The organism is Paraburkholderia piptadeniae (assembly GCF_900007165.1).
Taxonomy (GTDB): Bacteria; Pseudomonadota; Gammaproteobacteria; order Burkholderiales; family Burkholderiaceae; genus Paraburkholderia; species Paraburkholderia piptadeniae.
In genome coordinates this window covers 13940-40446 of the sequence record NZ_CYGY02000011.1, presented here as the reverse complement: position 1 = coordinate 40446, position 26507 = coordinate 13940, and the positions used below count along the sequence as shown (strand labels likewise).

The window sequence follows — 26507 nt, the reverse complement described above, 5'->3', positions numbered from 1 at the left end:
GCCGTACGCCGCTCAGCATTGCAGCTTGCGCTGCGCGCGATACTCGGTCGGCGAAGTCTTCATGTGTCGCCGGAAGCTGCGCGCGAGATGATCGCCGCTCGTCATGCCGGCGCGTTTCGCGACCTTGTCGACGGGCAGATCGGTTTCGATCAGCAGATTGCAGACCACCTGAAGCCGCGCGTTCATCAGATAGTCGGACGGCGTCATGCCGAGCTCGCTTCTGAAGTGACGCAACAGGCTGCGCTCGCTCATCGCGGCCACTTGCGCCGCGTCTTCGATCGTGACCTGGCGGCGGCAATTGTCCTGCAGCCAGTGCGCGGCCGCGCGCACTTTCTCGGCGGGTGTGCTGCCGACGACATCTTCGAATATCGCATTCAGCGCGTCTTCCGAACAGATCGACAGATGCTCGGCGACCCGCCGCGCCATCGTGTCGCCCATGTCGCGGCGGATCAGTTTAAGCGCGCCCGTGAGCGCGTCGTGAAGGCTTTGGGATTTCCTCTTGCAGTCGTTCGCGTGTCCCGCCGCGTTGCAGGATGATTCGCCGTGCGTCGCGCGCGGCCCATCGCGAATGGGGCTGTCGGGCCCCGGCAGCGGCGCGCCCACCAGCCGCACATCGGCCGCTTTCGCGCGGGCGCGGCTGATCCAGGCGGTCAGCGGCTCCAAGCGGTCGTCGAGATCCGTGTCCGCGCCGACGATCGCGAAGATCGCGTCGAATTCATCGTTTCTGTGTGCGTCGAATGCTTCCGTGGAGACGAGCAGCGTCGCCGAACTGCCGACGTGTCCCTCGTGCGCCGCGAGAACGGCGACCCGATACGCCCACTGGATCGAACAGCGCGACGACAGCTCGCTCGCCAGCTCGAGCGTATTGGCGATGACGCTCGCGCTCAGCAGATCGAACCCCTCGAACAGCACGACGGCGACATGACGTGTTCGCAGCGGTTTCCCGTCCGGCCCCTCCGATTCGTTGGCATCGAGTCTTTGACGCGGACGCGTGGACATGTTCTTCCCCAACCTCAATGAACTGGACCAGAACCCCGGATACCCCGACGTCGACGGGAAGCCTTTCAGACGATGCGCGCGTCACCGAATGTATGGAAGGCTCCAGTTCTCCCGCTAACTCCCAATCCTGCCTTGATAAATCGCAAAGTGAATGTGGGCCGGCGCACGCAGCGCGACAAGTATTGTCAAAGAACTTGCACGCGCATCGGCCGATGCGTTTGATCCGGCACGAGGGGCACTGCATTCGGTTGCGGGAATCAGCGTGCGTGCAAGAGCAAAACGATTGGCGGGCCGATATTGTTCCCGTGCCGATGTCGGTTGTCAGGTCGACTGGTTTCTGTTCCAGTTCGACATCGACGAGATGCCGCTCGATTCGAAGATGGCCTGCGCAACTTTCAGGTAGCTATCGGCCGTGTCGCGCAGCGTGTAGCCGTCCAGTGGGCGATATGCGCGAGGCGTGTGCATTGCGTGAATCAGCGCGCGCGCATACGCGGAAGGATTCATCGTGTCGACGAGCGAGACGCCCGGAAATTCGCGGGCGAATTCGAATGCTGCAATGCGGCTTGCGACGACGGGGATACCCGACGCCAGCGCTTCGAGAAAGCCGATGCTGTGCGCCTCCCTGTGAGAAGGCATCGCAAACACATGCGACGCGTGCAGGATCGCGGCGACATTCGTCGCCGGGCCGCACAACGTGACGCGCTCGGTCAGGTTCATGCGGTCGACGAGATTCATCGCTGTCTCGTGATAAGCCTTGTCTTCGATGACGCCGCACAGCAGAAGGCGCGCTTCCGGCTCCTGTTGCAGCACGCCATCGAAGGCCTGGATCGTTTCGAGCTGTCCCTTGTCGCGGACGTAGCGTCCCAACTGCACGATCTGTTTTGCCGTGCTGTGGTCGGCCAGGTTCAATGCGGATGCCACGAACTGGAAGCGCGACAGGTCGACGCCGTTAGGGATCACGGTCACGAACGGATGCGGTCCGAACTCGCGAAGGTAGTCGTGCGTATTCTGCGAGGAGACGCCGACGATGGCTCTTGCGCGGTGCGACAGGAAACGCTCGGCCCATTTCAGCTTGGGGTTCTCGAAATCGTTGGAGCCGGAGTGCATCACGTAGACGACGGGCGCGGCATACGGAAGAATGCGCACGTAGAGCGCGGCGAGCGTCGCGTGAGCGATGATGATGTCCGGCCGGAACTGCTTGATGCAGCGCCACAGATGCATCAGACGCCCCATCCTGCCCAGATACGCATCGGGAAAATCGCACAGCACATCCGCAGCCGCCAGCTCGCTGCGGCTGTGATCGAAGTCTGCGAGTTGAGGCAGCATCGATGCGATGCAGACTTCGTGGCCACTCTCCCTATGCTGGATCGCGAGACCCTTCGCGAGAATCTCGGCACCAGACAGACGTGGCGCATGTACGACCTGTAGTATCCGCACTTGTCACCGTTTCGAATAAGTCGTCTGTACGAAGGGAACAGGGCCGCAATGGCGAATCGTCAATTGCATTCTGTTCCCTGTGCAGCGTACGGTTCCGTTGATCGACCGTCAATTGGTGTGTTCAATGACGGTTCTAACATACTCAATCGCGCCGGCAATCATCAGCCAACGACTAGTCATTACTCGACACCTAAGTGCTTACCTGTAGAGCTGCTTTTGCTGCGACCATCGATGCTGGCGGTGTGAACGGTCATGCAATTTCTTTGCCCGATCACGCCTGTTCCAATCTATTGAGTGAGCCGTTCGAGCCAGAGCGTTTCGGAGTACGTCGCGGGAAGCTGGACCGTTCCTGTTGGTACAGCCTGCACACTGTTTCCGTTGATCGCGTATTGGACGAGCGCCGCGTTTCCGGCGGTAAAGAGCGTGTTGTCGAGTATCGCCTCGGTGCGCTGATAAAAGGCGAGTGTCGTGTGCTTGCCGTCGCCGGGCAGCGCGGGTGTCGTGTCCTGCCACCGGATGCCGCGCAATGAGGCCAGCAGAACGGGCGCCGAATCGGGATGAGCGGCGTCCAGCTTCCATACGTCGATGCCGCCGGGGTTCGCGAAATGAGGTACGGTCATGACGATCGGCGCGTCTGCGTCGGCATCGGCGTGCGGATCGCCGGCCGCGAATTTTGTCATGTCGGGCTTGAATAGCGCGGGCAGCACAGCGGGTGCGCCAACCGACCAGTGCCCGCCTTTGACACCGAGCGGGACAATGGCGATGCGCTGGTTACCGTCGGCCGGTTGAATGGCGACGAACGATGCGGCATCTGCGCGATCGTTCCGCACTGCAAGCAGGCGAAGATTCGACTTGAGACGGCTGTCGTCGAGTACATGGATTTGCTCGACGTGTCCCGCCGGGTCCGCGCCCACTGTCCATAGTTCGACGCCGTTGTCCGGCTTTTGAATTGCGATCAGAACTTTTGCCGGTTCCTTCTCTTTGATAGAGAACGGCGTGACCTGCTGCACGCGTCCGGCAGGCATCCGGTTATCGCTCTGGAACCAGAGAACGGGTGCGGCAAAGCGGCTGCCCGTGCTGCGCAGCAACCAGAATGCGGTGCCGCCATTTCGCGGCGTGACGACCATCAGATCCGCGCGGCCGTCGCCGTCGAAATCGCCGAGCAGAAAGCGCGCACTGTCGAAGCACAAACTATCGGCGCGACACGTTGCGGTCGTTGCCCGGCTGTCGAACGGAACCGCGTTCGCGTACCAGCGCACGGGTTTATCCGCTTTTCTCAACGCCTGAACGTTGACGTCGAAGCCAGGACCGTCTGCGCGCCGTTGAACGTACACCGCCGACGACTCGCGGCGCCCGGCTACATCGCCGTACATCGCGCCCGCGAGCCGCAGATCGGTCGCCCATGTCGGGCGCGTCGTCGACCATCGGTATCTCGTCGTCAGCGATGCGCAACCGCGGATGTTCAGGCGTCCGCTTTCCTCGCCGAGGCATCGGCGCGACGGCGTAAAGATCAGACCAAAGTCCCACGGCGTCCAGCGCTGCGATTCGTCCCACGCTTCGCACGGCTCCTCCGTCAACGTGCCGTCATGTTCGGCAACGCATTGCCGCGTCGACGCCGATACGAGTGCCGCGTTGTGCTGATTGCCCGCATAGGTCGGCCTCGGCTCCCACTCCCACTGCTGGCTGACGGAGCCGTCGCACGGCGCCAGTTCCGGTTTGCGCTCGCTGCCCGTCGAGGTCAGGCATTCGCTGGATGCCGTGTTGAACAGCACCGTCGGCAGCGCGACGAAATCGGGTGTGGCGTGATCGGATGTGTCGAGGCGCGCGTATCGGCGCATAACCCAGTTGCCGTCCCATTGGTATTCGCCGAACACATGCGCGAAGTCCCCTCCGTCGATCGAAAAGTAGCTCGCGGAAACGTCGCGCTTGCGTTGAGCTTCCTCGCCGAACAGCGTGTACGGCCACGTTCCCGTTGGATAGGTGATGTGGTACGCGATCGGAATCGATCGTCCCAAGGTTTGCGCGACGTGCCGCGTGATGCGCGCGGAGTAGATGTGGTCGGGATGCTCGATGAACGGGACGGTGTCGGGGTTGAGCGTGTAGATGCGTGTCGCGTCTTGCAAAATCGCCTTGAGCACGGCGGAAAGCGAATCGCGCGTATAACGTGCCGGCGCGATTTCGCCGTGTCCCATCGGATAGGTCGTGATCGTCGCGCCCTGATCCCACAGCAACGCGAGCGGCACGCGGCCGCCACGCACGGCGCCGCCGGGAAGACGCAGTTCGAGCAGCCGCACTTTCGGTTGAGCCTTCAGCGTCAACTGGAACACCGGCTTGCCCGCGATGCGTACTGTCGACTCGTCCCAGTCGTTCGGCACGCCGGCCATGCGCGCGTAGGCGAGACGCGATCCCTGCTCGCGCTTTTGCACATACGCGAAGTTCGCGCCGTTGGCCCCGCCGATCAGATGAACTGTGGTGACGCACCAGCCTGCCCGCAACTGCTCGCTGATGCCGGGCTCGACGAACAGCAGATCGTCGTCGAGATGCGCGACTACGGTAACGAGCGTGCCTGCGCTGCAATCGGCGGGCGCAGCATGGCTCGCCTCGCAAAAGGATAATGACACGCAGAGAAGAAACAGGAAGCGAATGAAGCGGCGAGCATTGAAGAGCGACATGTTCATGTGATTTTCTTCGTGTTCTTCTCGCGAGTCGTCACTGGGTGAATGAAGTAGCGCCCGTTCTCTTTTCTAACGCTTCGGCAATTCCATAACTCTTACGGGACAAAAGATTAATGAGCTTTTAAAGCACGCCTCTAATTCGTCATTGAAATGAACATTGCCAATTTCACCTCTTTCGCGGCCGTCTTAGGGACATTGAATAGCATTTAATCGCCAGATTTTCTGACATATCGGCATCACATGGATGCGCATGCCCGCATTGTCGGCGCTTTACGACCCGCCGCGCGGCGTGACCTGGAACGTATCCACGATCTCGCGCATCAACGCCTTCCGGTCATCCGATGCGCGCTGCACCATGCCCACCGTACGAAGCGTCGGCGGGCTGCCGATTGAAATCACGCGCAGCGACGGGTCGCTTTGCCAGTTTCCGCGATTGAGCAGCGGCAGCACCGCCACGCCGACTTTCTCGCGCACGAGCGCGACGATCGTTTCGATCGAATTGAGTTCGAGATACTCGTTGACCGTCAAGCCCGACTTCTGCAACGCCTGTTCGACGACCTGCCCGGTGCGCACGCGCCGGTCGAAACGCAGGAATCCGTGGCTGCGCAAGATGCGCTGCGGATCGTTGTCGACGATCTCGCGGCTCACGACCAGCATCATCGGCTCGGTATAGAGCGTGGTCCACTTCAGCGTGTCGGGCAGCGTCTGGTCGGCGCGCGCGACGATGGCGGCGACATCGACTTCGCCTGCTTCGACCATGCCCGCCAGTTCGTCCGAGCGCGCCGACAGCAGGCGCACGTCGAGCCGTGGATGCGCCGCCTTCAGCCGCGCGACAGCCAGCGACAGCGCGCCGATCACCGACACCACCGCGCCGATCGTCACCGGTCCCTCCATCACGTCAGAAGGCTTCGCTTCGAGTTCGGCGAGAAGCTCCAGAATCTGCTCGACCTTCGGCCAGATCGTATGGCCGTGTTGCGTGAGCGCGATCTGGCGGCCCCGCCGGTCGAATAGCTGGCGGCCCAGCGCCAGTTCGAGCCCGCGCATCTGCAGGCTGACGGCGGCCTGCGTCAGCGCCACCTTGTCGGCGGCGGCCGAGAACGACCCCGTGCGTGCCACGGCCTTGAACGTTTTCAACATGCGAAGCGTCGGCATGGTATGTCCCGAGTGCATCTCATGATCGAATCATGAGAAAAACTTAAGTGTCGAAAAGAAATATTAATATTTTTTGTACGACGCCGGCCAGATAATCGATTCATAACGACATGAAAGGACGACGACACGATGTGGAGTGCCCAAGCATGACCGGTGCTGAACGCCGACCAGTACTGGATGTACGAGGCTTCTCGTTGAAATTTTCAAACGCGGCCGATGTACCCAATGTCGTCGATAACGTCTCCTTCCCTGTTCATGCGGGCGAGACGCTGTGCATGGTCGGCGAATCGGGCTGCGGCAAGAGCGTGACGTCGCTGGCGCTGATGGGGCTGCTCGCGAGTCCGCCCGCGCGTCGCGTCGCGGGCACCGCGCATTTTGAGGGCGCCGATCTCTTCGCGCTGACGGAGCGCGAACTCGCCGACATTCGCGGCAACCGCATGTCGATGATCTTCCAGGAGCCGATGACGTCGCTGAATCCCGCGTACACGATCGGCGAGCAGATCGGCGAAAGCATCCGGCGACATCGCGGCGTCAAGCGTGCGCAAGCGCGTGAAGAAGCGCTGGAGATGCTGCGCCTCGTCCACATTCCCGCACCCGAAGCGCGGCTCGACGCGTTTCCGCATCAGCTGTCGGGCGGCATGCGCCAGCGCGTGATGATCGCGATGGCGCTCGCGAACCGCCCGCGTCTCCTGATCGCCGACGAACCGACGACGGCGCTCGACGTCACGATCCAGGCTCAAGTGCTGTCGCTTGTGCGCAACCTCCAGGCGGAGACGGGCACGGCGATGCTCTTGATCACGCACGATCTGGGCGTCGTCGCCGAAGTGGCGGATCACGTCGCCGTGATGTACGCGGGAAGGATCGTCGAGTACGGCACCGTCGCCGATCTGTTCGACGATCCGCAGCATCCTTACACGATCGGCCTGATGGGCGCGATTCCGTCCGTCGGCAAGCGCGCGGGCTCGCTCGCGACGATACGCGGCTCGGTGCCGTCGCCCGAGCAGATGCCGCGCGGCTGCCGCTTCGCGCCGCGCTGTCCGTTCGCGGAGCAGCGCTGCATCGACGCCGCGCCACCCGACAGAACGCTTTCGGGCGAGCATCGCGTCGCGTGCTGGCTCGCGCCTGTCGAGCAACTCGTGAAGCCCGCGCAGCAAAAGGAGCTGACATGAGCGCCGACGTGAAAGCGCCCATCATCGAAGCCAGCGCGCTCACGAAACGCTTCGGCGGCGAGCGGCACATGTTTGCGCGCACGCCAACGGTTCATGCCGTCAACGACGTGTCGTTCGCCGTGAACACGGGCGAGACGTTCGCGATCGTCGGCGAGTCGGGCTGCGGCAAGTCCACACTCGGCCGGCTGCTGCTGCGCCTGATCGACGCGACGCGAGGGCGCGTGATCTATCAGGGCGAGGACATCACGCACTGGCAAGGCGCGAAGCTGCGGCGGCTGCGCCGCGAGATGCAGATCATCTTTCAGGACCCGTTCGCTTCGTTGAATCCGGGCATGACGGTGGGCCAGATCATCGGCGAGCCCGTCGGCGTACATGGGCTCGCGCGCAACGCCGCCGAGCGCCGCGAGCGCGTCGCGCAACTGCTGACGAAAGTCGGCTTGCAGCCGGGCTACGCCGAGCGCTATCCGCATGAGTTTTCGGGCGGGCAGCGTCAGCGCATCGGCATCGCGCGGGCACTCGCGGGCGAGCCGAAGCTGATCGTCGGCGACGAGCCGGTGTCGGCACTCGATGTGTCGGTGCAGGCGCAGGTGATCAATCTGCTCGAATCGCTGAAAGCGGAACTTGGCCTCACGCTGATCATGGTCGCGCACGATCTGGCCGTGATCCGCCATATGAGCGATCGCGTCGCCGTGATGTATCTCGGCGAGATCGTCGAGCTGGCGCAAGTCGACGAGCTGTTCGATGCGCCGCTGCATCCGTACACGCAAGCGCTGCTGCGCGCGATTCCCGCGAGCAGTCCGCACGAGCGCCGCACGAAGCCCGCGCTGCAAGGCGATCTGCCAAGCCCGACGGCGCCGCCGCCCGGCTGCCGCTTTCATACGCGCTGCCCGCACGCGACGCCGCGCTGCTCGCAAGAGCGGCCGCTCGCCGAAGCGCTGCCCGGCGGCCGGCAGGTCGCCTGCCACTTCTGGCGCGAAGTGCAGAACGCGGGCAGCGGCACGCCGCTCGCCGCGAGCGTCAGCGTGAAGCTGAACGAGCGCCTCGAGATTTACCGCGACCGGCAGGCCGCGCTGACAGCGGGCGCGATCCGATAACCCTACCTCTAATGGCAACCCGAACCGCAACAAGGACACAACGCATGCGAAGAATGTTGATTGCCGCCGCGCTCGCATTGAGCGCATCCGCCGCGATGGCCCAGACCACCATCCGCATCGGCTTGCAGGACGATATCGGTTCGCTCGACCCCGCGCGAAGCGTGCAGTTCGTCGACCGGATCGTGTTCGCGTCGATGTGCAATTCGCTCGTCGACGTCGGGCCCGATCTGAAAATCGTGCCGATGCTCGCAACTTCATGGACCACGAGCGCCGACGGCAAGTCGCTGACGTTCAAGCTGCGCCAGGGCGTGAAGTTCCAGGACGACGAGCCGCTCAACGCCGCCGCCGTGAAGGCGAACCTCGACCGCTATCGCACGCTGCCGACCAGCAACCGCAAGAGCGAGCTTTCGTCGGTCGATCATGTCGACGTCGTCGACGACAGCACCGTGAAGATCGTGCTGAAGCAGCCGGACGCCGCGCTGCTCGCCACGCTCTCCGATCGCGCCGGCATGATGCTCGCGCCCAAGACGCTCTCCGATGCGGCGGGCGTCGCGTCGCATCCCGTGTGCTCGGGTCCGTACAAGTTCGTGCAGCGCGTGCAGAACGATCGCGTGGTGCTCGAGAAGTTCGCGGGCTATTGGGACGCGGACAAGTATCCGATCCAGCGTGTCGTGTTCCAGCCGATTCCCGACAGCACCGTGCGTCTCGCGAATCTGCGCTCGGGCTCGCTCGACATGCTCGAACGCCTCGCGCCTTCCGATGTCGCGTCGGTGAAGAGCGACGCGAACCTTCAATTCAAGCCGGTCACGGGCTTGGGCTTCTACTACGTGACGTTCAACATCAACAACGGACCGCGCGGCAACAACCCGTTGAAGGACAAGCGCGTGCGCCAGGCGTTCGAGCTGTCGATCGATCGCGATGCGATCGATCAGGTGATCGGCGCGGGCATCTTCACGCCGGCCAATCAGGGTATTCCGAAATCGAGCCCGTACTACAACGCGTCGCTGCCGACGACGAAGCGCGACGTTGCCAAAGCGAAGGCCTTGCTGAAAGCGTCGGGCCATGAGCATCCGACGATCGAGTTCGCGTACCCGAACAACACGGTCGCGAGCCAGATCACGCAGATGCTGCAGGCGATGCTCGGCGAAGCGGGCATTACGCTGAAGCTGCGCCCGAGCGATTACGCAACCGAGCTGAACGCGGGACACAGCGGCGACTTCGAAGCGATGTACACGGGCTGGTCGGGCCGCGTCGATCCCGATGGCAACCTGCATCAGTTCAACACGTGCTCGGGCAACCTGAACTACGCGCACTACTGCAACCAGCAGGTCGATTCGCTGCTCGACGGCGCACGCACGAAGCTCACCGCAGCCGAGCGCAAGGCGGATTACGACGCGGCCGGCAAGATCCTCGCCGACGACGATCCCATCGTCTACATCTACGCGCAGCCGTGGCCGTTCGTGCTGTCGAAGAAGGTGCAGGGCTTCACGCCTTCCGCCGATGGCCTCGTTCGCCTGCGCGGCGTTTCGATGAAGGGCTGAGCATCATGTTGCGGATCATCGCCAATCGGATGCTCGTGGCCGTGCCGACGCTGATCCTGGTGTCGATGCTGATCTTCGGCCTGCAAAAGCTGCTGCCGGGCGACCCCGTCATGGCAATGGCGGGCGAGGACCAGGACCCGCAGCTCATCGCGACGCTGCGGGTCAAGTATCACCTCGATCAGCCCGTGCCCACCCAATACGCGCTGTGGATGCGCGACGTCGCGCACGGCGACCTGGGCGCGTCGCTGCGCACGGAAGTGCCCGTGCGCTCGCTGATCGCGCAGAAGCTGCCCGTCACGATACAGCTCGCGATCATGGCGATGATTCTGGCAATCGGCATCGGCATACCGGCGGGCGTGATCTCGGCGGCGAGCCGCGGTGGACCGCTCGACTACGCCGCGAATATCTTCGCGCTGTCCGGCATGTCGATACCGAACTTCTGGCTCGGCATCATGCTGATCTTCATCGTGTCGGTGCGCTGGCATCTGTTGCCGTCGTCGGGCTATGTGTCGCCGGGCGAGGACTTCTGGCTCAGCATCAAGACGATGCTGATGCCCGCGTTCGTGCTCGGCGCCGCACTTGGCGCGCAACTGATGCGCCACACGCGTAGCGCGATGCTCGGCGTGCTGCGCACCGACTACATCCGCACCGCGCGCGCGAAGGGTCTGCTGCGCGGCGCCGTGGTCGTCAAGCACGCGTTCCGCAACGCGCTGATCCCGATCGTCACCGTGCTCGCGCTGCTGTTCGGCGAACTGCTTGCGGGCGCCGTGCTGACGGAGCAGGTCTTCACGATTCCGGGCTTTGGCAAGCTCGTCGTCGATGCCGTGTTCAACCGGGACTATCCCGTCGTGCAAGGCGTCGTGCTCGTGACGGCGCTCGCGTTCATCGTCGTCAATCTGTGCGCCGACGTGCTCTACATCCTGCTCAACCCCCGACTGAGGCGCAGTTGATGGCTACTCCTCTCGATGCCCAATCCGTAGCGTCGGCTGCATCGTTGCCGCGCCGCAAGCGCCGCGGACTCGTGCGCTTCATGCGCAACCGCGCCGCGGTGTTCGGCGCGCTGCTGGTGGCGCTCGTCGTCGTGATGGCCGTGTTTGCGCCGTGGCTCACGCAGTACGACCCGGTACGGGCGAGCTTCATGACCGTGCGCCAGGCGCCGTCGGCGGCTCACTGGTTCGGCACCGACGAACTCGGCCGCGATGTGCTGAGCCGCCTGCTGTACGGCGCGCGCGCGTCGCTGCTCGCGGGCGTCGTGTCCGTCGGCATTGCCGTCGTGCTCGGCGTGCCGCTCGGTCTGCTCGCGGGCTACTTCGGCAAGCTCGTCGATGGCGTGATCTCGCGCGTCGCCGATGCGCTGCTGTCCATTCCATTCCTGATTCTCGCAATCGCGCTCTCCGCGTTCCTCGGGCCGAGCCTGACGAACGCGATGGCCGCGATCGGCATTTCGGCGATGCCGCGCTTCATCCGTCTCACGCGCGGACAGGCGATCAGCGTGAAGGCCGAAGAGTATGTCGAAGGCGCGCGCGCGATCGGCCTCGATCATCCGCGCATCATCCTGCGGTACATTCTGCCCAACGTGCTGCCGCCCATCATCGTGCAGGCGAGCCTCACGGTGGCGAGTGCGATCATCGCCGAAGCGAGCCTGTCGTTCCTCGGGCTCGGACAACTGCCGCCCGCGCCGTCGTGGGGATCGATGCTCAACACCGCGAAGGACTTCGTGAGCCAGGCGCCCTGGATGTCGATCTTTCCCGGCATCGCGATCTTTCTGGCCGTGCTCGGCTTCAATCTGGTCGGCGACGGTCTGCGCGACGCGCTCGACCCGCGCGAATCCTGATTTCTTTCCGTGGCCGTGTCGCCTTCGATATGGCCGTGGTCAACCTCTAGAGTGACGACATGACAAGTTTCAACTGGAAGAACCCTTATCCGACGACGCGCATGCCTGTGTTCGCGCGCAACATTGTCTCGACTTCGCAGCCGCTCGCCGCGCAGGCCGGTCTGCGGATGCTGTGGAAAGGCGGCAATGCCGTCGATGCCGCGATCGCGGCGGCCGCTGCGATCACGGTCGTCGAGCCGGTGTCGAACGGTCTGGGCAGCGATGCGTTCGCGCTCGTGTGGGACGGCAAGAAGCTGCATGGTCTGAATGCATCGGGCGTCGCTCCCGCCGCTTGGAACGTCGATTACTTCAAGCGCAAATACGGCGAGAACAACGGCCTCGCCGAGCACCCCGTTCGCGGCTGGGACACGGTGACGGTGCCGGGCGTGATCGCGGGCTGGGAAGCGCTGCACAAGAAGTTCGGCTCGCTGCCGTTCGCGGACCTGATGCAGCCCGCGATCGAGATCGCCGAGCGCGGTCATGCGGTGGCGGGCATCGTCGCGCGCAAGTGGGCGGCCGCCGTGCCGGAACTCAAGAACCAGCCGGGTTTCGCCGATACGTTCATGCCGCGTGGCCGCGCGCCCGAAATGAGCGAACTGGTGAAGATGCCGGGGCACGCGAAGACGTTGCGCGTGCTCGCCGAACAGGGCCCGCGCGCGTACTACGAAGGCGAGATTGCCGAACGCATCGCGGCGTTCTCGCGCGAATGCGGCGGCGCGATGACGCTCGACGATCTGCGCAACTACCAGCCCGACTGGGTGGAGCCGATCGGCAAGCAGTATCGCGGCTACACGGTGCACGAGATTCCGCCGAACGGGCAGGGCATCGCCGCGTTGATCGCGCTCGGTATTCTCGAGCAGTTCGACATGGGTTCGCTGAAAGTGGACGGCATCGAATCGCAGCACTTGCAGATCGAGGCGATGAAGCTCGCGTTCGCCGATGTGTATCGCTACGTCGCCGATTCGCGCTCGATGGAAGTGACGCCCGCGCAAATGCTCGACGACGCGTACCTGAAGTCGCGCGCAAAGCTGATCGATCCGAAGCGCGCGACGCATTTCGGCTTCGGCATGCCGAAGTCGGGCGGCACGATCTACATGTCGGCGGCAGACGAGCGCGGCATGATGGTCAGCTTCATCCAGTCGAACTACATGGGCTTCGGCTCGGGCGTCGTGGTGCCGGACAGCGGCATCTCGCTGCAGAACCGCGGCTACGGATTTTCGATGGACCCGAAGTCGCCGAATGTCGTCGAAGGCGGCAAGCGGCCTTTCCACACGATCATTCCCGCGTTCCTCACGCAGCAGGTGGACGGACGGCAGGAAGCCGTGATGAGCTTCGGCGTGATGGGCGGCGACATGCAGCCGCAAGGCCATCTGCAAACGGTCGTGCGCATGCTCGACTACGGCCAGCAGCCGCAGGCCGCGTGCGACGCGCCGCGCTGGAAGGTGAACCGCGATTTCACGATCGACGTCGAATCGACGCTCGATCGCAACACGACGCGCGCGCTCGAAGGGCTCGGCCACACGATCAAGTCGATCGACGATCCGTATATGGATTTCGGCTCGGGTCAGTTCATCTGGAAGCTCGATCGCAACGAGCCCGAGCGCGGCTATGTGGCCGCGAGCGACAGCCGCCGCGATGGTCTCGCAGCGGGCTTGTGAGCGGAACGCTATTTCGATGGTATCGATGCGTTCGCGCGTTTGAACCGGCTGCGTTCAGCCGGTTTTCCAGCGCGCGTCCGCGACGGTCAGCTTGCCGGGAATCAGCTTGAGCGCGCTGAACGTATCGGCGATCTGCTGCTGATACGCGAGCGTCGCGTCCGTGATCGGCTGAACGCCGTAGCCGGTGCGTTTGAGCGCGACTTCGAGCGTGGCCGTATCGAGCCCGACGAGCGGCGACAGCAGCGCGGCGACTTCGGGAATGTTGTCGTGCGCCCAGCCGTCGATGCCGTTCACTTCTTTGAGCAGCGTGTGCAGCACTTGCGGCTGTGCCGCGGCGAATTTGCGGGCCGCGACGTAGTACTGCGTATTGCGCACGAGGCCGTCGCCATAGGCAAGGGTGCGCGCATTCCCCTGGCGTTCGATCGTCGCGAGATACGGGTCCCAGATGACCCATGCATCCACGCTGCCCCGCACGAAGGCTGCGCGTGCATCGGCGGGCGTCAGATAGACGGGCTGGATGTCGGTGTAGGCGAGCCCCGCTTTTTGCAGCGCCTGCACGAGCAGGAAGTGGACATTCGAGCCCTTGTTGAGCGCGACCTTCTTGCCGCGTAGTTGCGCGACCGAGCGGATCGGCGAATCGTGCGGGACGACGATCGCTTCGCCTTGCGGCGCGGACGGCTCGCTGCCGATGTACACGAAGTCGACGCCGCCCGCCTGCGCGAAGATAGGCGGCGTCTCGCCGACGGTGCCGACATCGACGGCGCCCGCATTCAGTCCTTCCAGCAGTTGCGGCCCAGCGGGAAATTCGAGCCATTGGACGGTCACGCCCTGGCTTGCAAGCCGCTTTTCGAGCGTGCCGCGCGCCTTCAGCACCACGAAATTGCCGTACTTCTGATAGCCGATTCGCAGCCGGTTGCTCGCGCTTTGCGCATGCGCAGCGACGCTCGCGAACGGTCCTAACGGTCCTAACGCGCCGCCGAGCGCGGCACCCGTCAGGCCGGCGGCGGCGCGCTGCAAGAGACGACGCCTGTGCACATCGGCGGGATGGGTATCGATGGGTGTGTCGTGTTTGCTCATCTTTCGCTGATGTCCGTCATGTCTGTTAGGAATGACGCTTGCCGGACTGCGCGGCGCAGTCAACAGGAGTTGTTCACGCCGCAATCGCGCGCGTCAGACTCACGACGTTAAGACGGCGCGCGCGCGAATCCAACCAATGTTTGCGCATATCGAAAGCAGCGAATCGACGATAGCGTTCGCGTGACGATCGCCGTGGACATCGCATGAGACGCGCCATTTGCATATATCGAATCGTCCTTGGAAGACGCGTAGCGCGTGGCTAGCATGCAGGGACTATGGGTGCAAGGCGTGCGTCGGACACGTCAATCATGGCTTGTGGAAGCGACATGCGGGTGCTGCGTTTCGCAGCAGTCGGCGCTCGGCAGCGTTGCGCAAGCGCCGAGCGTCGCCTGAGCAACGAAGAAGCTAAGACCTACGCGGCCTGTTGTCCCAATGCACGCGACAGGTTGGCCGCCTCGCGCTTGAGCAACTCGGCAAACTGCGTGACGCGGTTGTCCGTGACACGCACGCTGGGACCGAAGATGCAAATCGATCCCGCAATCTGATTGGCTCCGTTGAAGAACGGCGCGGCGACGGCAACCGCGCCTTCGATCAGCTCATGGCGGCTCGTTCCGTAGCCTTGCGCGCGGATCGCTTCGATGTCCGCGAGCAGCGCCGAAACGTCCTGATCCGGCTCGGCGAGATACGGGCGCAGTTCATCCGCGGAAAGCTGCATCTGCGAGAGGATGGTGCGCCCGCTCGCGCCGAGCACGAGCTTCTCGCGATAGCCGACGCCCCGTCGAAAACTCAGCGGCTGCGGGCTCTCCAGTTCGGCCACGCACACGCGATACGTGCCGTCCGGCACGAACAGCGCCACCGTCTCCGTCGTTTCCGCCCAAAGATTTCGCAGCATCGGTTGCGCAAGCTCCGCGATGCTGTGATCGCTCATCCACACGTGCGCCAGATGCGCGACGGCGCTTCCGAGGTGGAACCGCTGCGGTTCACCCTTCGACGCGAGAAAGCCCTTTTGTTCGAGCGTGTTCAGCAGCCGATACAGCGTCGGTCGGCTCAGGTTCACGCGCGTAAGCAGCTCCGCGACGGTCAATTCGTTATCCCCCGGCCTGAACGCAAGAAGTATTTCTAGCGCTCTTTCCACTGCACGCACATTTTCGTGCGATTTTTTTTCTTGCATTTGAAATTTCCTTTCCAAATCGGAGCGTGCCGTCTGCACATTGTAGAGAAAGTCACTGTCATTGAAACTTGACTTCGCGCAAACTGTCCGTAGAATGAAATCACAATCTCATGTAGCGGACAACTCCGCAACCGATCTGGAGGATGAACATGGACAAGAACATGTCGGAAACCCTGGTGCGCACGGGCCCGGGTACGGCAATGGGCAACCTGATGCGCCGCTACTGGGTGCCGATACTGCTCGCGAGCGAAATCGCCGAACCCGATTGCCCGCCTGTGCGCGTGCAGATCCTCGGCGAGAAGCTGCTCGCGTTCCGCGATTCCGAGGGCAAGCCCGCGCTGATCGACGAGTTCTGCTCGCATCGCGGCGTGTCGCTGTATTTCGGCCGTAACGAAGAGAACGGCATTCGCTGCGCGTATCACGGCCTCAAGTTCGACCGCGACGGGAAGTGCGTCGACGTGCCGTCCGCGCCTCAGGCATGCAAGCACATGGGCATCACCGCGTATCCGTGCATCGAGCGCGGCGGCATCGTCTGGGCGTACATGGGACCGAAGGACCGCCAGCCGGCACCGCCGGATCTGGAGTGGTGCAATCTGCCGGACAGCCATGTGTTCGTGTCGAAGCGGCTGCAGGAATCGAACTATCTGCAGGCGATGGAAGGCGGCATCGACACGAGCCATGTCTCGTACGTGCACCGCTATGAAGTCGACGACGACCCGATGCACCAGGGCACCAAGGCGCTCGACTACATCAAGGCCGATGGCAACGTGATCTTCGAAATCGAGAAGCAGCCGTTCGGCCTGACGCTTTTCGGCCGTCGCAACGGCGAGCTGGATTCGTACTACTGGCGCGTCACGCAGTGGCTGTTCCCGTGGTACACGCTGATTCCGCCGTTCGGCGATCACTCGCTGGCGGGCCATGTGTGGGTGCCGATCGACGATCACAACTGCTGGGCCTGGAGCATCAACTTCCGCCCCGATCGTCCGCTGAGCGAACAGGAGCTGGCCGATCTGAACGCGGGCAAGGGCATTCACTGCGAGTACGAGCCCGGCACGTTCCGGCCAAAGGCCAACAAGGACAACGACTACCTGATCGACCGCCAGGCGCAGAAGGACAAGCGCGCTTACTCGGGCGTGTTCGGCTTCGCGATGCAGGATGCGTCGCTGCAGGAAAGCATGGGGCCGATCCAGGACCACAGCAAGGAAAAGCTGCTGCCGACCGACCGCGCGATCGTGATGGCGCGCCGCATGCTTTTCGAAGCGGCCACCGCATTGCTTCCCGATACCGATCCGCCTGCCATCAACGCCGATCAGCAGCGCGTGCGCGCAGCGGGGGCGCTGTTGCCGCGCGATCAGAAGCCGCAGGAATGGGCGGCCATCCACCTTGCCGACGGCAAGGGTCAACCGATCTACTCGATCTGATCGTCCACGCCGGACGCAGGTCCGGCGCGGGAGTCATCGTTCCTGATTCGCGACAAGGAGGCCGGCATCGCGCCGGCATGAAATGCAGCAAGGTACAAGACTTCAAGGCAAGGTTGCGCTGATCACAGGCGGCGGCGGAGGCATCGGCGCTGCGACGGCGCGCGTCTTCTGCGACGAGGGCGCGGCCGTGGTGCTGGTCGATGCGAACGCCGACGCGCTCGCGCGCGTCACCGATGAACTGCTTCAGCACGATTCCTCCGTGAAGGTGAAGACCTTCGTGGCCGACGTGTCGAACGCGGACGAGGCGGCCGCAGCGGCCGAGCTTGCGGCCCGCTCGTTCGATCGTCTGGACGTGCTCGTCAACAACGCGGCGATGCGCAACTACAGCGCGCTCGCCGAGGCGACACCCGCCGAATGGCAAAGCATGGTGTCCGTGAATCTGATCGGAACGTCGAACTACTGCAAGGCCGCGCTTCCGCTGCTGCGCAAGTCCGCGTCCGCGAGCATCGTCAACGTGTCGTCGTGCTATGCGGTGACGGGCCGCAAGGGCATGGGCCTCTACGATGCGACCAAGGCCGGCATGCTCGCGATGACGCGCACGCTCGCATTCGAAGAGGCGGCGAACGGCGTGCGTGTCAATGCCGTCTGTCCCGGCTCGACATTGACCGACTTTCACGTCAACCGCGCGCGTGCAGCCGGCAAGAGCGTCGACGTGCTCAAGACGCAGCGGCAGGACACGTCGCTGATCGGTCGCTGGGCTGCGCCCGAAGAAATTGCGTGGCCGATTCTCTGGCTCGCAAGCGACGAAGCGTCGTTCATCACGGGCACGACACTGATGGTCGATGGCGGCCTGTCGATCATGTAACGGGTGGTCAGCATGAACGATTCCACACTTACCGTGCGCGTCGCGCGACGCTGCGTCGAAGCTGAGGGTATTGTCAGCTTCGAGTTCGCGAGTGTCGACTGGCGCGAGCTGCCCGCGTTCGACGCGGGCGCGCATATCGACGTGCATGTTCCCGGCGGTATGATCCGACAGTACTCGCTGTGCAATTCGCCTGCGGATCGTCGGCGCTATCAGATCGCCGTGTTGCGCGATCAACAGTCGCGCGGCGGTTCGGCGGGCATGCACGAGTCCGTGCACGAAGGCGACGAGATTCGCGTCGGCGCGCCGCGCAATCATTTCCCGCTTGCGCACGGCGAGGTGAAGCATCTGTTGCTCGCGGGCGGTATCGGTCTTACGCCGCTGCTTTGCATGGCCGAGCATCTGGGCGATGCGGGCGCGTCGTTCGAGATGCACTACTGCGCCCGCTCGCGTTCGCGTGCGGCATTCATCGAGCGTATCGCCGGTTCGCAGTGGGCAGCACAAGTCCAATATCACTTCGACGATGGCGACGCTGCGCAGCGCCTCGACTTGAAGGTGTTGCTCGCACAGCCGCAGCCCGATGCGCATCTGTATGTATGCGGCCCGCAGGGGGTCATGAATGCCGTGCTCGACACGGCCCGTTCGCTCGGCTGGCCCGAGCAGCAACTGCACTATGAGTTCTTTTCGGCGACGCCCGTCGACACCAGCAACGATGGGGCTTTCGAAGTCAGTCTCGCGCGCTCGGGACGTATCGTATCGATTCCCGCCGACCGGTCGGTGGCCCAGGCGCTCGCCGATGCCGGTGTGGATGTCCCCGTGTCGTGCGAACAGGGTATCTGCGGGACGTGCATCACGCGCGTGATCGATGGCGAGCCCGATCATCGCGATCTTTTTCTGTCGCCCGAAGAGCAGGCTCGCAACGACCAGTTCCTGCCGTGCTGTTCGCGCGCGAAGTCGAGGAGGCTCGTGCTGGACCTTTAGCGATGGAAGCAGGTCGATAGAACCAGGACCAGTCCGCTTCGAATGGCTGGATCAGAAGGCAGAATAAAGGGGCGGCCACGCGCACGCCCTGCATTGGAGGAGTCATGGAGAAGAATCTGACGTCGTCAGGAGACGCATCTTGCGGCGTGTGGTCCGCGCAAAGCGCGGCAGATACTGAAACGAGCGCTTACCGCTGGGTTGCATTGTTCATCGTATGGGCGGCGTTTCTGCTGAGCTATGTGGATCGCGTTGCATGGAGCACGGTCGCCGCGCCCGTCGGCGCATCGCTCGGTCTCAATGTCGCGATGCTCGGTGCGTTCGTCACTGCTTTCTACGCGGGTTACGTTCTCGCGAATGTGATTGGCGGCGCGCTCACCGATCTGCTCGGCGGTCGCGCGATGATGACGCTGGCGCTGCTGCCGCTCGGCGTTTTCACTTTCTTCTTCGGCGAGACCCGCACGCTGACGACGGGCATCGCGATCCAGCTTGCAATGGGCTTTGCGGCGGGAGCCGATTACTCCGCCGGCATGAAGATCATCCCCGCCTGGTTCACGCGAGACCGCGGCCGCGCGATGGGGATCTACACCACGGCCACATCGCTGGCAGTCGTTCTCGCGAATGCGATCGTGCCGTCGTTTTCCGCGCAGCACGGCTGGTCCAACGCGTTCCGTATGCTCGGCGTCGTCACGTTCGCGTGGGGCATCGTGTCGCTGCTGTTCCTGAAGAACCGGCCGAACAGCGATCAGTCGCCGTCACGAAACAGCGCGAAAGAAATGCTCGGCCTGTTGCGCAACCGCAATCTGATCGTGCTCGCGATTGCAGGCTGTGGCGGCCTCTGGGCGACGGTCGGCTTCGGCGCGTGGGGCAATGCGTTGATGACGAAGCAATACGGCATCTCGCCTGTCGTTGCGGGCTCCATCATTGCGTCGTTCGGAATCGGCGCGGTGATCGCAAAGCCGACGCTCGGCTGGATCTCCGATCTGCCCGGCATCTCACGCCGGCTCATGTCGATTCTCTGTCTGATCGCCTTCGCGCTGATGCTGCTGGTTTTCGGCATGTGCTCGACCACGACGCAGTTCTATGTGGTCGCGCCGATTCTGGGCGCGTTCTCTTACGGCTATCTGCCCGTGCTGATGGCGCAGATCAGCGATGCATCGGGCAAGCGTCTTGCGGGCGCGAGCGCGGGCTGGACCAACGCGATCTGGCAAACAGGCAGCGCGATTTCTCCGCTTGCCGTGGGACACGTATATGGCGGCACGCATTCGTTCATGCTCGCGCTGCTGACGCTCGCGATCGGTCCCGTCGTCGGCATGGTGGCGATGCTGTTCGTCAGCAGGCACATTTCCCGCGAATAAAACCGATGACATGGAGAGCGTTACGTTTCGCTCTCTTATTCCTTGCAATTCGATTAGTACCACTACAGTAATAAATCAAAGGAGACAGGATGAAGTCGAATTACACGGCCCGCACAATCGGAAATCTGCTTGTCGCTTGCGTTGGAGCGGGCGTGAGTGTCGCGGCGCACGCGCAATCGTCGGTGACGCTGTATGGGATTGTCGACTCAGGCGTCGAATACGTGAACCACGCGGCGAAGCAGGGATCAGGCAACCTGTTCCGGCTCAATACCGGCAATCGCATCAATTCGCGTTGGGGCATAACGGGCAAGGAGGATCTCGGCGGCGGCCTGCGCTCGATCTTCACGCTCGAATCCGGCATCGCGATGAACAACGGGACATTGCAGCAGGGCGGACGACTCTTTGGCCGCCAGGCGTTCGTCGGCATCGAGAGCGACCGGCTTGGCTCCGTGATGGCCGGCCGGCAGATGACGCCGATGTATCGCTACTTTCTTCCGCTCGATCCGCTCGGCTATTCCAGCTATGGCTTTTCCGCGCAGGACGCGCAGTTCGTGGGCCGCGCCGACAATGCCGTCGAGTATCTGGGGCACGCGGGACCGTTCGAGGTCAATGCGCTCTACAGCTTCGGCTATGACTCGACCGTGGCCAATGGCGGACCGGTGCCGGGCGCGTTCCGGGTCGGTAAGCAGTTCGACGTGGGCGGGCGCTATCGTCAAGGCCCATTCAATTTGACGTTCGTGTATGAGCAGCGGCAAGGCCAAAGCATTGCATCGGCGAATGACAGCGAACGCCGATACGTGGCCGGCGGTTCATGGCAGATCGGCGACGCGACGCTGTATGGCGGATACGAACTGTTGCTCAACGACATCGCCGCCACGTTGCAGGCATCGCCTTCTCAGTACATGGCATATGGCGGGTTGCGTTACAAGGTCACGCCGCAACTTCAGCTGGCGGCCGCTTCCTACTATCACTCGTATCGCGCGGTGTCGGCACATGCGCTGAGCTCGGGTGTCAATGCGGACTACTGGCTTTCGAAGCGGACGGTTCTTTATACCGACGTGACCTATGTGATCAACAGTTCGAAGTCTGCATTGAGCGCGACGGGATCGACGACAACGGTCGCTACGGGTGCGAATCAAATGGCGGTTGCGATCGGAATTGCGCACCTTTTCTAGACGCGTTCATTAGCGTATCTGATTGCCGCGTTGCAACTTGGCGAGAGCAGACCCATGCCAAACCGTACCGCCTATTCGACGCGAACCGCCCTCAGCGAAACACGCTGACCGCTTCCACGAGGCGTTCGGCCTGTTGCTTGAGGCTTTCCGACGCAGCGGTGCTCTGCTCGACGAGTGCCGCGTTTTGTTGCGTGATGGTGTCGAGATCGCTCACTGCCCGATCGACTTGCGTGACACCGCTGCTTTGTTCCTCGGTGGCGGACCTGATTTCCGCAATGAGGTCCGACACCCGCTTCACTTGCGCGACGATGTCGTCCATCGTCTGTCCTGCATCGTCGACCAGCTTGGCGCCCGCCTCGACCCTCTCGACGCTCGCGCCGATCAGATTCTTGATTTCCTTCGCGGCGTTTGCGCTTCGCTGCGCGAGCGCACGAACCTCGCCGGCGACGACGGCGAATCCCCGTCCCTGATCGCCCGCGCGCGCGGCTTCGACTGCGGCGTTGAGGGCCAGGATGTTGGTCTGAAACGCGATGCCGTCGATCACGCCGATGATGTCGGCGATTCTTCGCGAGCTGTCGGTGATGTCGTCCATCGTGCTGACGACCTGCGACATCGCCTGTCCGCCTTTCGCGGCGGCGTCGCTCGCTGAAGCCGACAGCGTGTTGGCCTGCGTCGCGGTCTCGGCGTTGCTCTTGACGGTCGCGGTCATCTGCGTCATCGACGATGTGGTCTGTTGCACGTTGGTGGCGGCCTGCTCGGTTCGTCTGCTGAGGTCGTTGTTGCCTTGCGCGATTTCGTTGACTGCGCGCTGCACGTTGATGACCTGTTCGCTGACGTCGTCGATCAGCCAGCGAAACATCAGCCCAAGCTGGCTGATCGTGCGCAGCGTCATGCCAATTTCGTCGACGCGATCCATGTGAACGGCTTTCTGGCTCTCTCCCGATGCGACACGCAGCGCCTGTTGAAGGACTTGCTCGAGTGGCCGCGAGATCTGCTTCTCGAGCCATAACGACAGCAGCAGCGAGCAGGCCAGCACCGCTGCTGCGAACTCCGCAAGTGCGACTTGCGTCAGACCCAGCAGCCACGCGATGAGTACCATCACGGGTGTCACCATCAACGACGCAGACCGGATGCGCCAGCGCACGGGCATGATCTTGAACGCCGAAGTCCACCGCATCAGGCCGCGACGAACGATGAGTCCCTTGTGGAAGACCTGGCTGCCGGCCTTACCTTCCTTGAACTGGCGATATAGCGCTTCGGCCGCCGCGATTTCGTCACGCGAGGCTTTGGTGCGCACCGACATGTAGCCCGCAGGCTGGCCGTTCCGCACGACAGGCGTGGCGTTCGCGCGCACCCAGTAGTGGTCGCCGTTCTTGCGCCGGTTCTTGACCAGCGCGGTCCACGGTTCGCCGCCTTTCAGCGTTGCCCACATGTCCGCGAACGCTTCTGCCGGCATGTCGGGGTGGCGCACGAGGTTGTGAGGCTGCCCCTGTATTTCCTCGAGAGAGAAGCCGCTCACCTGGATGAAAGCCGCGTTCGCATACTGGATATGGCTCTGCGTGTCAGTGGTCGACATCAGCGTGGCGTTGTCGGGAAATTCAAACTCGTGCTGCGTGACAGGTTGGTTATTGCGCACCGACGGCCCTCGAAAGTTGGAATGTTTATCGTGCCCGCAGACGCCGCGCTAAGGGCGCGCACTGTCTATCGAGCGCTATGGCGTCGCGCCGCAGACTGACACCATAAGAAGGCTATCGGAGGCAGGTGAAAAAAACTTTATGGGCCGGAGCGGAAAAAGGGCTACGGAGTTACCCAACCCCCCAAAAAATAGAGGTAGTCGCTACTTTATGATTTTGCGGTGACAAGCGGGATTCGAAGGCGTCATTGCGACGACTATGGGTTGCTCGACCGATTGACGGAGGCGCTGGGCCAACGGTTCATCCGGTTGCCGCGATGCGTGGCATGGGCCGCTATCTATAGCAACCCATGCCTGTCTTTGGATTAGCTGGATTCGCCCTGCGTAGCTTGAGCGCTGATCCATGCGTTACACACCTGCTCGATTTGCAACGCTTCCTTGTTGGGAAGAAGATCGTAGCGGCCGTCGACGGACCCATTGACCAGCCCATGAAGTCCGCCCGCGAGGAATCGCCTCTTCCAGTACGTTACTGCCGCCGATGTTATCGAACACTCGCTGCTGATGTCGTTGTTCGAATGACCATCGGCGGCCATCAGCAGGATCTTCGCACGAAGTCTCCATGAGGGAGGGTGGTCTTGCGTGTGGACCATAGCGAGGAGTTGCTCACGTTCGTCCGCCGAGATATCAAATTGGATTCTGGGTCGAGCCATGTTCAAACTGCAGTAATGCAGTACTCCGTGAAAGTCAGAATGAACGACACCGTCGTTGCGTCTTGCCGTGTCGATAAACACAGCGGTAAAAGGCGAATGCGGTGAGTAGAAATCGTGCCATCGATCGAATCAGAAGCCCATCTTCGATCAAACGGTCGAGCGCGGATCAAGGGGTGTGTATTGAATTCGGCAAGCACATCTCCTCCACGTTTTCAAAAGTGGTAACTGCTCATCACCGCCGCAGCGGACTTGCAAGGCAAGATGGCAATGTCGTGTGCCGGGTGAAGCGTCAGCCGGTGCCGACGAATCTTGTTGATGTATTGAGCCATCGCCAATAGTGCTCAACAGTTCCGGCCACCTTCTTTGCAAGAGGGCCACAGGAACGGATCGAGCGGCGATACGGCACTTGAGCGCCTGATGGACCGCTGAGGATCGCTAATTCGACAGGGATACGTGTCACATGAGCAAGACATTGCGACGTCTCCTGCGAGGGGGGAGTACGCATCCTACGACTTTTATTCTTTTTGGTCCCCCGCCCTTTGGAGGGGGAGCGTTAATGCGTGAAGCGGCACATTTGGAAGCAGTGTTCAACGCGCTTGTTGTAACAAGATGCTGTGTATTGCAGAGCAATTATGATTGGATGGTGCGAAAGACATCGAGGATGTAATCGCACTCGAACCTTGAAAACGGAAGTGCTCGCGACGTCGGTCGCGAGCACCGTTTCCAGGCTTGTCAGTATCAACCTACCTCCGATGTCAACTCGGACCCAGCCGTGAGCTTCATACGTGCTGGCGGCTGCAGGAACTCGAGCGTCACCCCGTCCGGGCCCCGGACATAGACAAGCCTCAAACCGTCGCGCTCGCCGCCTTCGACGCGTTGCGGCGGCCCGACGGGCAGCCACCCTGCTTCCTTGATCCGTTCAAGCAGCGCGTCGAGGTCATCCACGTACATTGCAATGTGGATAAAGCCCTGCATCGCAGGAACGCGCGTCGACGGTCTTTCGGTTGGCGGGCGAGTAATACTGCAACAGTTCGATCTTGTGTCCATAGCCTTCGATCATTGCAAGGCTCAGCGAAGCACCTTCAACCCCGACGAGATTCTCGATAAATGAGTTGTTCTTGAAGTCCCATGTATAGAGATGCTGAAATCCAAGAACGTCTACCCAAAAATCGAGCGAGTCCGTAAGCGACGAAACGGTTATTCCAGTGTGGTCGACACGGTTTATCCTGAACGCTCGTCCGTCGCCTGCTTCCGGCCGCGAAGTCATGCTTGCTCCCGGCCGGCGCGTTTCCAGAACGCTTGCAGTTCTTCGGAGATGAATTGGGTCTTCTCCTCGAAGACCCAATGGCCGCATTCTTCGATCACGCCGCCACTCGCGTTGACAGAGATTGCCTTAGCGCTATCGAAGCAGTGCGATCCAAACGAGTGGCTTCCACCCCAGGCGAGCATCGGTATTTTCAGCTTTTCTTTTGCGAGTTCTGCCGTCTGCTCGGCCATTTGAGGAATGTAGCCGTAGTGATTGAGACTTGCGCGAAGATTTCCCGGCTGCTTCATCTGCATGACATAAAGCGCCACTTCCTCTTCTGGCATTGCTTGAGGGTTGTACGCGAAATCGCGGAAGAAATGGCGCAGATATTGCTCCTCTCGTCCTTCAACAAGAAAGCGCGTGATATCCATATTCATATGCATGCCGAGATGCCAGTAGGGCACGCGCGGGTCGACATATCCAGGGAAGTCGAGTCCGAAGAACGGTGTCTCGATCGTGGACAGGGAAATAGCGCGGTCGCCGGCCATGTACGCGAGCGCCACCGACGGCGGACCTCCAAGGTCGTGGCTGAAAATGTGAAAGCGATCGATGCCTTCCACTTCGAGCAGGTCGAGCATGTCCTGGGCGATTGTTTTCGGCTCGTAGCCGGAGAACGGCTTGTCGCTGTCCGCGTACCCACGTAAGTCTGGGGCGATGAACCGATATTCCTTGCCCAGTGCGTCGATGACAGGAATGAACTCCCTGTGGTTCTGAGGCCATCCGTGCATCGCGAGGACCACGGGACCAGAGGGATTCCCCGCCGTAACGTAATGCAGCGTTACTCCGTTTGCTTTTGCGCGCTTGCTTGTCAGCTTTTCCATGACCGCTCCTGTCGAATAGAAGCACCGAATGAAGCATCGGTGTTAGTGATAATCCGCAGCAGCGTCCGCTGCTACGACTCCGCGCAGGCGACGCAAAATTTGCAGCCGAAGAAGCAAAGAGAGGTATTTCGTCATTTCTTTGCTGAAAAGACCGCTTTTATATTCGCATCGCTACGTGTCGCAAAGATTATGGACCTGTCGGTTCAGAAGTACATCCGTAGGTGTCGAAGGAAACGTTCTGGATTCTCGAACGTGGTCTGGTGAAAATCGGCTTCGTACACCAGTGAGGCAAGCAAGAACCGCATTTCAGCAAGGGCTGTGTTTACATTGTGGACCGAAGGGTTCACAATAAGCGTGCGGTCTGATGCCTCAATTCGATTTTTATCGGTCGTCGAAC

The 26507-nt window shown here is 62.2% G+C and carries 22 protein-coding genes; 11 read left to right on the top strand and 11 right to left on the bottom strand.

Features of this window, described 5'->3' with window-relative positions; genetic code table 11:
• Window positions 1–12: 12 nt before the first annotated feature.
• From BN2476_RS04655 to BN2476_RS04640, 4 genes are all read right to left on the bottom strand, one after another.
• Window positions 13–999 (bottom strand): helix-turn-helix domain-containing protein, encoded by a 987-nt coding sequence (locus tag BN2476_RS04655; RefSeq protein WP_087732997.1) that lies wholly within the window; start codon window positions 997–999, stop codon window positions 13–15.
• A gap of 321 nt (window positions 1000–1320) precedes the next feature.
• Window positions 1321–2436 carry a glycosyltransferase family 4 protein gene (locus BN2476_RS04650; protein ID WP_087732996.1) on the bottom strand — a complete coding sequence of 372 codons (1116 nt, stop codon included), beginning with the start codon at window positions 2434–2436 and terminating at the stop codon, window positions 1321–1323.
• Between the two features lie 287 nt (window positions 2437–2723).
• Window positions 2724–5114, bottom strand: a complete 2391-nt coding sequence (locus BN2476_RS04645) for a PIG-L family deacetylase (RefSeq protein ID WP_087732995.1) — start codon at window positions 5112–5114, stop codon at window positions 2724–2726.
• A 267-nt stretch (window positions 5115–5381) separates the two neighbouring features.
• Window positions 5382–6263, bottom strand: a complete 882-nt coding sequence (locus BN2476_RS04640) for a LysR substrate-binding domain-containing protein (RefSeq protein WP_087732994.1) — start codon at window positions 6261–6263, stop codon at window positions 5382–5384.
• A 146-nt stretch (window positions 6264–6409) separates the two neighbouring features.
• On the opposite strand from BN2476_RS04640, the gene BN2476_RS04635 reads away from it, so the two are divergent.
• From BN2476_RS04635 to BN2476_RS04610, 6 genes are read left to right on the top strand one after another with little or no spacing between them, the layout of a single operon-like run.
• Window positions 6410–7432: an ABC transporter ATP-binding protein gene (locus BN2476_RS04635; RefSeq protein ID WP_087732993.1), complete on the top strand. Its 1023-nt coding sequence runs from the start codon at window positions 6410–6412 to the stop codon at window positions 7430–7432.
• Window positions 7429–8526, top strand: a complete 1098-nt coding sequence (locus tag BN2476_RS04630) for an ABC transporter ATP-binding protein (protein ID WP_087732992.1) — start codon at window positions 7429–7431, stop codon at window positions 8524–8526. The genes BN2476_RS04635 and BN2476_RS04630 overlap by 4 nt, the downstream gene beginning before the upstream one ends.
• A gap of 44 nt (window positions 8527–8570) precedes the next feature.
• Window positions 8571–10067, top strand: coding sequence for an ABC transporter substrate-binding protein (locus BN2476_RS04625; protein ID WP_087732991.1), 1497 nt, complete (start codon window positions 8571–8573; stop codon window positions 10065–10067).
• Between the two features lie 5 nt (window positions 10068–10072).
• The gene (locus BN2476_RS04620) at window positions 10073–11017 is read left to right on the top strand and encodes an ABC transporter permease (RefSeq protein ID WP_087732990.1); all 945 of its coding nucleotides are present in this window, start codon (window positions 10073–10075) and stop codon (window positions 11015–11017) included.
• Complete coding sequence (locus BN2476_RS04615; protein ID WP_087732989.1) at window positions 11017–11901, top strand: ABC transporter permease; 885 nt, start codon at window positions 11017–11019, stop codon at window positions 11899–11901. The genes BN2476_RS04620 and BN2476_RS04615 overlap by 1 nt, the downstream gene beginning before the upstream one ends.
• 59 nt (window positions 11902–11960) lie before the next feature.
• On the top strand, window positions 11961–13598 hold the full coding sequence (locus BN2476_RS04610; protein WP_087732988.1) for a gamma-glutamyltransferase family protein: 1638 nt from the start codon (window positions 11961–11963) through the stop codon (window positions 13596–13598).
• 54 nt (window positions 13599–13652) lie between these two features.
• On the opposite strand, the gene BN2476_RS04605 is transcribed toward BN2476_RS04610, so the two are convergent.
• Together BN2476_RS04605 and BN2476_RS04600 are read right to left on the bottom strand one after the other, a co-directional pair.
• Window positions 13653–14675: a sulfonate ABC transporter substrate-binding protein gene (locus BN2476_RS04605; RefSeq protein WP_087732987.1), complete on the bottom strand. Its 1023-nt coding sequence runs from the start codon at window positions 14673–14675 to the stop codon at window positions 13653–13655.
• 412 nt (window positions 14676–15087) lie between these two features.
• Window positions 15088–15846 (bottom strand): IclR family transcriptional regulator, encoded by a 759-nt coding sequence (locus tag BN2476_RS04600; RefSeq protein ID WP_087732986.1) that lies wholly within the window; start codon window positions 15844–15846, stop codon window positions 15088–15090.
• 149 nt (window positions 15847–15995) lie between these two features.
• Between BN2476_RS04600 and BN2476_RS04595 the strand changes: the two genes are divergently transcribed.
• From BN2476_RS04595 to BN2476_RS04575, 5 genes are all read left to right on the top strand, one after another.
• The gene (locus BN2476_RS04595) at window positions 15996–17267 is read left to right on the top strand and encodes a Rieske 2Fe-2S domain-containing protein (RefSeq protein WP_087733176.1); all 1272 of its coding nucleotides are present in this window, start codon (window positions 15996–15998) and stop codon (window positions 17265–17267) included.
• A gap of 82 nt (window positions 17268–17349) precedes the next feature.
• Window positions 17350–18132 (top strand): SDR family NAD(P)-dependent oxidoreductase, encoded by a 783-nt coding sequence (locus BN2476_RS04590; protein ID WP_087732985.1) that lies wholly within the window; start codon window positions 17350–17352, stop codon window positions 18130–18132.
• A 12-nt stretch (window positions 18133–18144) separates the two neighbouring features.
• Window positions 18145–19110 carry a PDR/VanB family oxidoreductase gene (locus BN2476_RS04585; protein WP_087732984.1) on the top strand — a complete coding sequence of 322 codons (966 nt, stop codon included), beginning with the start codon at window positions 18145–18147 and terminating at the stop codon, window positions 19108–19110.
• A 104-nt stretch (window positions 19111–19214) separates the two neighbouring features.
• Complete coding sequence (locus BN2476_RS04580) at window positions 19215–20465, top strand: MFS transporter (protein WP_087732983.1); 1251 nt, start codon at window positions 19215–19217, stop codon at window positions 20463–20465.
• An 89-nt stretch (window positions 20466–20554) separates the two neighbouring features.
• Complete coding sequence (locus BN2476_RS04575; protein ID WP_087732982.1) at window positions 20555–21640, top strand: porin; 1086 nt, start codon at window positions 20555–20557, stop codon at window positions 21638–21640.
• 91 nt (window positions 21641–21731) lie between these two features.
• Here the strand turns inward: BN2476_RS04575 and BN2476_RS04570 are convergent, their stop codons facing one another.
• The 5 genes from BN2476_RS04570 to BN2476_RS04555 form a co-directional block, all read right to left on the bottom strand.
• The gene (locus BN2476_RS04570; protein WP_087732981.1) at window positions 21732–23276 is read right to left on the bottom strand and encodes a methyl-accepting chemotaxis protein; all 1545 of its coding nucleotides are present in this window, start codon (window positions 23274–23276) and stop codon (window positions 21732–21734) included.
• A 362-nt stretch (window positions 23277–23638) separates the two neighbouring features.
• On the bottom strand, window positions 23639–23983 hold the full coding sequence (locus tag BN2476_RS04565) for a helix-turn-helix domain-containing protein (RefSeq protein WP_087732980.1): 345 nt from the start codon (window positions 23981–23983) through the stop codon (window positions 23639–23641).
• Window positions 23984–24721: 738 nt separating this feature from the next.
• Entirely contained in the window at window positions 24722–24958 is a 237-nt protein-coding gene (locus BN2476_RS49270) for a VOC family protein (RefSeq protein ID WP_328590275.1), read from the bottom strand.
• Window positions 24921–25250, bottom strand: coding sequence for a VOC family protein (locus tag BN2476_RS49265; RefSeq protein ID WP_160111669.1), 330 nt, complete (start codon window positions 25248–25250; stop codon window positions 24921–24923). The genes BN2476_RS49270 and BN2476_RS49265 overlap by 38 nt, the downstream gene beginning before the upstream one ends.
• A complete protein-coding gene (locus BN2476_RS04555; RefSeq protein WP_087732978.1) occupies window positions 25247–26110 on the bottom strand; it encodes an alpha/beta fold hydrolase in 864 nt (287 codons plus the stop codon). Before BN2476_RS04555 ends, BN2476_RS49265 begins: the two co-directional genes overlap by 4 nt.
• Window positions 26111–26507: the final 397 nt, after the last annotated feature.